1 protein-coding gene is annotated in these 727 nt (G+C 39.2%); it reads right to left on the bottom strand.

Annotation, left to right across the window (positions count from 1 at the left end; genetic code table 11):
• Positions 1-727: transposase (locus ACEN33_RS12435; protein WP_407094268.1), on the bottom strand; the 727-nt coding region annotated here is incomplete at both ends.

Below are 727 nucleotides of genomic sequence, written 5' to 3'. Positions count from 1 at the left end.
GAGTCTAACCACTCGGAAACGTATTTCGTAATAATCCTTACTGCCTCGTTTTAAAAAATCAAACTTAGACGTGGTTGATAGGAACCGAAAAGATGGATCGTCTTTAATCGCTTTGGTTCGGGAGTAGGTCAACTTTAAAGAAACAATTGTATCGAATTCATCCGTATCTGGCACATCGGATTTGCGCAAAAATCCTTTGCGATTGACATCTTTACATCGAATGACGTATTTGTGTTGAAGGCGCTGAAGATGTTCAAACAGATTAAAGGAAGGATAGCCTCGATCACCTATAAAGATAACGGGCTGTGTCGGTTTTATCTTTTGGGCCATTTGGCAGAGACTTGAACGTTCATCTGTTTGACGTTTGTTCTGAAAATCCACATCAAGAAACTGTTTATTTAAGAGGTCATATAAAAAATTGACATGAATCACGTTGTAGCCATTGGCATTCCCACGTTTAAAGTGATTATCATGGGCTTTTACGTTCTGTGGTAAGGGCAAATCAGACCCATCATGGGCAAGCAATTGATAGCCTTTAAACCGTTTGGCTTTATCAAAAGATTGATTAAATAGGTCAAACACTGCTTTGAAAGCACTGGGTTTTAATTTTGCACGTGCTTGAACAAAAGCTGAAGCGGTGGGAGTTTCGACATGGTAGTTCCATTGTTCAAGTAATTCGCTGTTAAGGCTTTGAGCGCCGAATTTAATAATCGATTCAATAACAACC

Source organism: Ruoffia sp. FAM 24228 (genome assembly GCF_045528575.1).
In the GTDB taxonomy this organism is placed as follows: Bacteria; Bacillota; Bacilli; order Lactobacillales; family Aerococcaceae; genus Ruoffia; species Ruoffia halotolerans.
This window is presented reverse-complemented; position numbering and strand designations above follow the sequence as displayed.